The organism is Thauera sp., assembly GCF_034003485.1.
Classification (GTDB): Bacteria; Pseudomonadota; Gammaproteobacteria; order Burkholderiales; family Rhodocyclaceae; genus Thauera.
On record NZ_JAVEYL010000059.1, the window covers coordinates 1 to 8603 of the forward strand.

Below are 8603 nucleotides of genomic sequence, written 5' to 3' on the forward strand. Positions count from 1 at the left end.
ACGGCGGCACCCACCTCACCGGCCTGCGCGCGGCGATGACGCGCGTCATCAACAAGTACATCGAAGAAAACGAGATCGCCAAGAAGGCCAAGGTCGACATCACCGGTGACGACATGCGCGAAGGCCTGGCCTGCGTCCTGTCGGTCAAGATGCCCGACCCCAAGTTCGCCAGCCAGACCAAGATGAAGCTGGTCTCGTCCGAAGCCCGCCCGGCGGTGGAAGAAGTCGTCGCCAACAAGCTCGGCGACTTCCTGCTCGAGAACCCGCTCGACGCCCGCACCATCTGCAACAAGATCGTCGAAGCCGCCCGTGCCCGCGACGCCGCCCGCAAGGCGCGCGAGATGACCCGCCGCAAGGGCATCCTCGACGGCGTGGGGCTCCCCGGCAAGCTCGCCGACTGCCAGGAAAAAGACCCCGCGCTGTGCGAGCTCTACCTCGTCGAGGGCGACTCCGCAGGCGGCTCGGCCAAGCAGGGCCGCGACCGCAAGTTCCAGGCGATCCTGCCCTTGAAGGGCAAGATCCTCAACGTCGAGAAGGCGCGCTTCGACAAGCTGCTGCAGAGCCAGGAGATCGCCACCCTGATCACCGCGCTGGGAACGAGCATCGGCAAGGACGACTACAAGCCCGAAAAGCTGCGCTACCACCGCATCATCCTGATGACCGACGCTGACGTCGACGGCGCGCACATCCGCACCCTGCTGCTCACCTTCTTCTACCGCCAGATGCCCGAGCTGGTCGAGCGCGGCCACATCTACATCGCCCAGCCGCCGCTGTACAAGATCAAGCACGGCAAGAGCGAGATGTACATCAAGGACGACAACGAGCTCTCCAACCACCTGCTGCGCCTCGCCCTCGACGGCGCCGTGCTGGTCCCGCGCGAAGGCGCCGACCCCATCGGCGACGAAGCCCTGGGGGGCCTCGCGCGCACCTACCTGCTCGCCGAAGCCGTCACCCGGCGCCTGGCCAGCTACATCGACCCCGAAGTGCTGCAGGTCATGCTGGCGCACGACATCGAGGTCAAGCTCGACGACGAAGCCGCCGCCCGTGCCTCGGCCGAGCGCATCCAGCCCCACCTGCCCGAAGGCCTGCAGATCTACGCCGAATACCACGAAGAAGCCGAAAACTGGCGCCTCACCATCGAGCGCCTGCACCACGGCAACCGCAAGTTCGGCTGGGTCGAGCACGACTTCCTCGTCTCGGGCGACTACCGCAGCATCCGCAACGCGGCGGAGGCCATCAGCGGCCTCATCGGCCCCGGCGCCGAGATCCGCCGCGGCGAAAAGCGCCAGACCGTCACCCGCTTCGCCGACGCCATCAAGTGGATGCTCGCCGACGTCGAGCGCGGCATCACCAAGCAGCGCTACAAGGGCCTGGGCGAGATGAACCCCGACCAGCTCTGGGAAACCACCATGGACCCGGCCGTGCGCCGCCTGCTGCGCGTGCAGATCGACGACGCGATTGTGGCGGACGAGATCTTCACCACGCTGATGGGGGATAACGTGGAGCCGCGTAGGGCGTTCATCGAAGGCAATGCGCTGTATGCGCAGAACATAGACGTATAAGTCCTTGTAGCAGCGACCATAAACTGGCAAATGGCTAGGCAATTATTGGCAGACGGCCAGCCAGGGGCGGGCGAATCCGGTGGGTTCCCCGCCCTTTTCTTTTGGCTGCTACAGACGGGATGGCTTGGCCTGACTGGGCTCCCGAGCGTATGCACGATCGGCTCTATGACATGTACCTGCCGTGCGACGACCTTGTCGCACTCAGTGAGCCCAGATGTCTCAGTCCGGCCAGGATCTGCCAGTGAAGAAACGCAGGCGCTGAAGCCGCCCGACTCAAGAGCCGGAGCCCGGGCGGGAACGCCTGCTTCAGGAACCCAATGATCTGCTCTTCCGAAAACCGCTTATTCACGCCCGTTCTCCTTGCTGAAAACGGACTCTAATAACTTCACGCTGGCACTGAAAATGCGGAACACGTCATCAAGTTGGTATATTTTCTGACTCGACATGGTTGTTCCTAGTAACTGCGCAGCTACTGAAGTCTGCCGTCTGAATTGAAGCCTTTAGAAATATTCGCAGCGAGCACTTCACTCACTTTCTCTCACGCCTACGCTTTTCGCCTGCATAAGCGTATCCTTCCTCACAAAACCAATCAGAACCAGCTAGAGTTCGATACATCGCCGCTTGCCAACCATTCAGGTTGGCTTTGCTCCACGAGCGCGCATCCTCGCCTAGAAGAAATCGAACCTCATCTTTACCACCTCGATCACCCGCCGCTTTCAGTTTGTCTGCAATGCCAGCGAGCGTTTTTCCTGCTTGTGAGGCATAGAGTTTCGCTAAATTAAGCTCTTCAAAGTGCCAAACAAGACGCTTACCCAGCGTTTCATCGCAGTCCATTGGTGGTGAAACACGAAATTTGAGCGCAGGAGGTTTACTCTGATCCAAATCCGCGACCAACCAAGTGCCGATTGGCAATTTTTCGTAGTACGGATGTATAAACTGTTGATCAGCCGTCTTGGGGTGGTATTCCCATTTAGTATGATTACATTCCTTGCATACCGGAACCAGATTGATTGGGGTTACTGCAAGGCTAGGATTTTTAGCTTTCGGTAGGTAATGGTCCAGTGTCGAGGCATCTCGCTGGCCGCACATTGGGCAGGTTCCGTTCTCCGGAATTAGCATCAACTCGTCGTAGTATTTCTTACGAACCGAGGAGGATTTTCTGGCGAAAACGGTGACGTACAGGTCCTCCATTTCAGAATTTGATACCGATTTCCCTACACCTTCTTCCGTCTTGATTTCATAGAAAGCGAGTGACTTAGCCTTTTTGTCGTATGCGGTCTCCGCAGCCACTATGTCGCTTGCAACTCCCTCAAGTCTTGTTTTGAGATTTTTATCTCTCTTTACCTGGATGCAATCTTTAAACACGATGGACGCTGAGTATTCGGGGCGCTCAATTTCCAGCATCTTGCTGTCTCCTGCTCCTTGCAGCTATCAAGCCGCGTGTAATCGCTCGCGCCTCCGAGCCAAGTTGATCTCCAAAATGATCAAGAACGTCTTCGTAACTTAACCCCGTTTCCACAGCCTTCTCCAGAAGGCTGTGGAAACCAGAGCGAGTGACTTCTAAACCAAAGACCTCGCCAGTCAAGACTCCTACATTTTCGCCAAACGTCTCAAGCCTCGGGCGTTCTCCCACCGAGAGCGCACCAGAACGACGCAGCTTCCAAACGCAGGACATCGGCACTTCTTGTAGAACAACCGGCGAGTGGGTCGCCACAAGCGCAACCCCGTTCCGTTTTCCCAGCAAGTCGGCCACCGCTCGAATGAAGGCTGCGAGGAGAGGGGGATGAAGATGCCCTTCCGGTTCATCCAAAATCACTAGCGTCCGCTCGTCCACAAGCTCGACCAAACGAGTAATTGTCAGCAGAACAATTGCATGTCCAGAGCTTAGCTTTCGAAATAACCGCTTGGCGGCATCGCGCCAAGTGCCTTCATCGTGCTGAAGCAATCCACCAACGCCCGCCTCTTCAAAAAGCGGATCGGCTTCAAGCGTCACCAGCGATTGAAGCCAACGTTTTGCCCTTGGCCCGCTCCTGCATGCGCCAAGGCTTTGAACAAAGTCCTCGGCCAACATTCCAGGAGTCTTTACCTGATAGGTCTCTCCGGTACCGTCTTCGATTTTATGTCGTAACCCAACCTGTGAGGCTCGCATTCCCGAATCGACCGTTGGCGGGATATCAAAATCATCGAATGCGCTGAAAGACACGGAAACTACGCCAGCAAACTCCCAGTCATTTGCGTTATCTCCTAGGCGCTCCAGCAGTCCGCTCTGTGTGTTAGGCTGCGATCCGCCTAAGACAGATCGAATTAGGTTTTGAATACATCGCGTCTTACCGACACCATTCCGACCAATAAGCACGTGCACATTTGTGGGTGGTTCCGTATGCGGCTTTACCTTGAAAGTTAAAGTTGGGGGTTTTTCTCCATTTTCGCTTACTGGGAATGTGAAACTGAATTCAAACCTGGTCAGTACAGCATCCCCCTGCGCCAGCCGATGATAGCGATTGCGGACATTGCGCTGCTGGATATTTCGAAGAAGTGATTCAGACATGACATCTTCCGAAATATTGTCTTCAAATATCGACAAATCGTAGGCGCAGTCTCGAAGTCCCTCAAGGATTGCAATGCGAAAACCTTCATCAAGTTCATTTAGAGTCTCGTAGTAGTTTTCACCTTGCCCTATCGAGAAATGCTGCTTTTCGAGATTATCAAACTCAGGCTTTAGAGTTGGCGCTCTGAATCCCGGCTTCAATGTTTCGCCGCCGCCTCTGGGCTGCAACCCCTTCTCACCGATCTTTACTGAGCCAAGGGAATGGTCTTGCCCAGCACTATCAATTACATGTACTGAGAATTGAGTTCGGTACTTACCCCAATCATCCCACCTGTCGGTGATCAGATAGACGTGTTCTCTCTTTCGGGATGACGAGGACGGAAGACTTCCTGTAACTGAAAAAAGGGGAGAGGGAAACTGCATTACTTGACCCCCCGACTTATTTGAGCGCCAATGTCTTTCGACGAAATCATCCTGAGAATGCTCGCATCAAACGCCCGCTTGAAATCCGGATCAGACGCATACCGCTTGTAGAGATCCAGTTCCCGCCGCCGCTCCACGCTGATCGCCTGTTGAATCAGCCGCTCCAGCGCCAGCTTCCGGTTCTGGCTGTCGGGGTTGTCTTCGATCTGAGCCTTGTAGTCGGCGTGCTTCATCACATGTCTGGCGATGTTGATGAACTTCACCCGCTGCTCTTCCGGCGTGGCCTCCCAGCCCGCGAAGTGGCGCTCGTTGAAGGCGCGGACGATCTCGTCGAGCGGGTCCTTATCGCCGTCGCCGAAGTGGCCGCCACGGACGTTCGGGTTCTGGGGTTCCAGCTCCGTTTCCGAAGCGTCCAGACCAATCTTCGCCTCCAGGCGTGACCGTTCCAACCCGTAGGTGGAAAGGTCGACGCTGTTCAGCAGTTCATCCAGCTTGTCCTGATCCGGGTCCTTCACCTTCAGCTTGGGGATCAGGAATTTGAGGAACCAGTGCAGCATCTCCCAGTTCGCGTTGTTGAACGGGATGATGGCCGCCACCTGGGCGTAGATCTTCACGAACTGCTTGGCCTTGATCTTGAAGTCGATGCGCTGCTCATCGTCGAGGTCGGTCTCGAAGCGGACCACAACGGTATCGATGATCGGGTGCAGTTCTTCCGCTTCCGCGCTGGCGAAGAATCTCTCATTGAAGGCCGTCACCTCCGACCAGTCGTGGATTCCGAAGCCGTCCAGCGCGTCCTTGAGATCGTGCAGCACGTTCACGTCGGTCGGTTCGCTGAGGCTGGTCGCCGTGTAGAACGGATCGAATGCGGCCTTGATGTCGTCCACCGTGTTGTAGAAGTCGAGCACGAAGGTGTCGGTCTTACCCAGCTTCCAGTTACAGCGGTTCAGCCTTGAAAGCGCCTGCACCGCCAGTACCCCCTGCAGCTTCTTGTCCACGTACATGGTGTGCAACATGGGTTCGTCGAAGCCGGTCAGGTACTTGTTGGCGACGACCAGAATCCGGTAATCGTCCTTCTCGAACGCCTCCGGAAGGTCGCGCGCAGGAATGCCGTTGAGCCCATCCTCGGTGTACTTGATGCCATCGACGATCTTGTCCCCCGAGAAGGCCACCAGTGCCTTGAACGGCGCATTCGCTTCCAGCAGGGCAGCGCGGATCGCAAGGAAGTAGCGGACGGCGCACTCGATGTTGCGCGTGACCACCATGGCCTTTGCCTTGCCCTTGAGCTTCTTGGCCTGCCAGACATTGCTGACGAAGTGATCGACCATGATCCTGGCCTTCACCTCGATCGTTCGTGGGCTGGCCTCGACGAAGGCCTTGAGCTTCTTCTGCGCCTTCGGGGTATCGAACAGCGGGTTCTCTTCGACCGACTTCTGGACCTCGTAGTAGCTCTTGTAGGTCGTGTACTTCTCCAGCACGTCGAGGATGAATTTCTCCTCGATGGCCTGCTTCATGGAGTACAGGTGGAAGGGGTAGAACTTCCCGTCCGCGCCTTGCCGCCCGAATTTTTCGAGCGTGGCCGGCTTCGGCGTCGCGGTGAAGGCGAAGTAGCTGGCGTTCTTGCTCATCTTGCGCGCGGTCATGGCCGCAAGAATCTGGTCCTGCACATCGACCGGTTCTTCGTCACCGCTACCGGTGAGCGTTTCATTCACCTTGTCGGCCGCGATACCGGACTGGGAGGAATGCGCCTCATCGATGATGACCGCGAAGCAGCGGTCGGCAAGCTGGCCGATGCCGTCCACGATGAAGGGAAACTTCTGAACGGTCGTGATGATGATCTTCTTGCCCGCCTCCAGGTTGTACTGCAACTCCGCAGCGCTCTCGCAATGCGCCACGATGTTCCTGGTTTCAGAAAAGAGCTTGATGTTGTCCTTGAGCTGTTTGTCCAGCACCCTGCGATCCGTCACCACGACCACGGAATCGAACACGTTGGCGGTGCCTGCCGGGTCGTACAGCTCCACCAGCTGATAGGCCAGCCAGGTGATCGAATTGGACTTGCCCGAGCCAGCCGAATGCTGGATCAGGTAGGTCTGGCCGACGCCATGCTGTCTGGCATCGGCCAGGATGCCGCGCACCACGTCGAGCTGGTGATAACGGGGGAAGAACAGCGCCTTGCGCTCCTTGCCCGTCTTCTTGTCCTTCTCGACAGTGAACTTGGCGAACTGCTCGATGATGTTGGTGAGACTGCGGCGCGGCAGGATGTCTTCCCAGAGGTAGGCCGTCTTGTGGCCTTTCGGGTTGACCGGGTTGCCCTTGCCGAATTTGAAGCCTTTGTTGAACGGCAGGAAGTTGCTTTCCTTCCCGGCCAGTTGGGCACACATCCAGGCCTCGTCCGGGTCCACCGCAAAGTGGACCAGACAGCGGCCAAATTCGAACAGCGGCTCACGTGGGTCGCGGTCGGTGCGGTACTGCTTGATCGCGTGATGAACGTTCTGGCCAGTCCAGGGGTTCTTCAGCTCCAGCGTGGCGATGGCCAGGCCATTGACGAAGAGCACCATGTCCACCGACTTGAAGGTGTCACTGCTCCCCAGCCCCTGGCTGTAATGCACCTGCCGGGTGACGCTGAAGAGGTTGGACTCGAAGTTGGCGACGACTTCCGGGTTCAGGTCGTTGTAGGGCAGCCGGTAGAGCAGATCGAAGTGGGCATCATCGATATCCAGCCCCTTCTTCAGGACCGCCAGCACGCTGTCCTTCTTGATCTTCTTGTTCAGCCGCTCCAGCAGCAGGCGTTGCCAGTTCGGGCGATCCTTCAGCTTTGCCAGTTCCTTGGGCTGGGTGGCTTCGAGGAATTGCCAGAGGAGTTTGCCATCGATGGCAAACTCTCTGTCGAAGTCAGCCGGATTGCCGATGCAGTAGCCGTCCTTGACGAGGGCGTTTTCGATGTGCGTTTCGAGCGCTGCTTCGTTGGTTTGGCTGACCATGTTTCTCCCTTTACACCCGCATTTTCCCGGTCACTACACTTGCCACTAGCGACCTGCGTAGTTCCGCCAACTTCTCTATTTCAGACCGAACTGACGTGATTACAGCATCTGCCTGTGAGACCTGCTTCTTTGTTTCTTGCTCGATCTTGTTTTGGTCCTCGCGTGGAGGAAAACCAAGCTCCATATCAAGAAAAATTTGCGAATAGAGTCTCAATCGAGATGAATGCAGTCCGGTTGAGCGCTTGTTGTACTCAGCCACATAGAGCGTAGATCTGAGTAGGTGCTCCAAATACCAGTTGTTGAAAGTCCCTTCTTTCAGCTGCCGGTAAACGCCATAGGATGGACTGACAATCCCAACTCGATCCGATACGCCCAATGCCCCCATCCACGCCCACATGATGTTGAAGACCAGGTCGTTAGGGCGGCAAAGCTTCGAACCCGAATAGTCCTCGGCCATGAACATGTAGACGTTTGTTTTTTCGGAGCGAGGTGTGACGCCGGTCAGGTGTGAGACAGACAACAACTCTTCCTCGCCACTGACCGAGCGTTCGTCAATTTCCCGAAATAGGTATTTCGCCCGCTTCACCTGCCAATGAGAGGGAATCGTATCGATCCACGAGCTGTCAGTTTTATTCCGCGGGGCATCAGGGTTGAGCCCCTGTGTGACAGCCTTGTTGATCAGCATGGCCTTCTGCTCTTCGAGCAACTCAATGAGCCTCTCCTTCTTCGAAATCGCTTCATCGATCTCGGCAGTTTTCTGGTCGAGGAAGGCAACGATGCGCTCTTGTTCTTCTTGGGGCGGCAAAGGAATCGGGATCTGTTTGAAATCCTCGTAGTGCATATCCCACTGCCCGACTCGCACTCCGTAGGACAACGAGTTGTAAACACCGATCAACGGAGACGAGCGCAGCAAGTAGTGAAGATACTGTGGTCGAACTCGATCCGCTCGTGTTGCGCAGGTGATGTGGCTCTATGCCGTTTCCAGTGGAAATTGACTTCTCAACAAACATGACGGTAGCGCCCGTAGTCGCGGGGGATGGCCGGCACCAAGGGGCTTTGTGGTAGATGCTTGAGCTTGGACATGCGCAGGTA

The 8603-nt window shown here is 56.7% G+C and carries 5 protein-coding genes; 1 reads left to right on the top strand and 4 read right to left on the bottom strand.

Annotated features, from left to right (window positions below):
- The coding region (locus RBT54_RS17630) for a toprim domain-containing protein (RefSeq protein WP_320368321.1) at positions 1-1562 on the top strand (1562 nt) is incomplete at its 5' end.
- 528 nt (positions 1563-2090) lie between these two features.
- Here RBT54_RS17630 and RBT54_RS17635 read toward each other — a convergent pair.
- From RBT54_RS17635 to RBT54_RS17650, 4 genes are read right to left on the bottom strand one after another with little or no spacing between them, the layout of a single operon-like run.
- Positions 2091-2966, bottom strand: coding sequence for an HNH endonuclease (locus RBT54_RS17635; protein WP_320368322.1), 876 nt, complete (start codon positions 2964-2966; stop codon positions 2091-2093).
- On the bottom strand, positions 2953-4533 hold the full coding sequence (locus RBT54_RS17640) for an AAA family ATPase (RefSeq protein ID WP_320368323.1): 1581 nt from the start codon (positions 4531-4533) through the stop codon (positions 2953-2955). Before RBT54_RS17640 ends, RBT54_RS17635 begins: the two co-directional genes overlap by 14 nt.
- Positions 4533-7511 (bottom strand): type I restriction endonuclease subunit R, encoded by a 2979-nt coding sequence (locus tag RBT54_RS17645; protein ID WP_320368324.1) that lies wholly within the window; start codon positions 7509-7511, stop codon positions 4533-4535. The genes RBT54_RS17640 and RBT54_RS17645 overlap by 1 nt, the downstream gene beginning before the upstream one ends.
- A 10-nt stretch (positions 7512-7521) precedes the next feature.
- A complete protein-coding gene (locus RBT54_RS17650) occupies positions 7522-8373 on the bottom strand; it encodes a restriction endonuclease subunit S (protein WP_320368325.1) in 852 nt (283 codons plus the stop codon).
- Positions 8374-8603 lie beyond the last annotated feature (230 nt).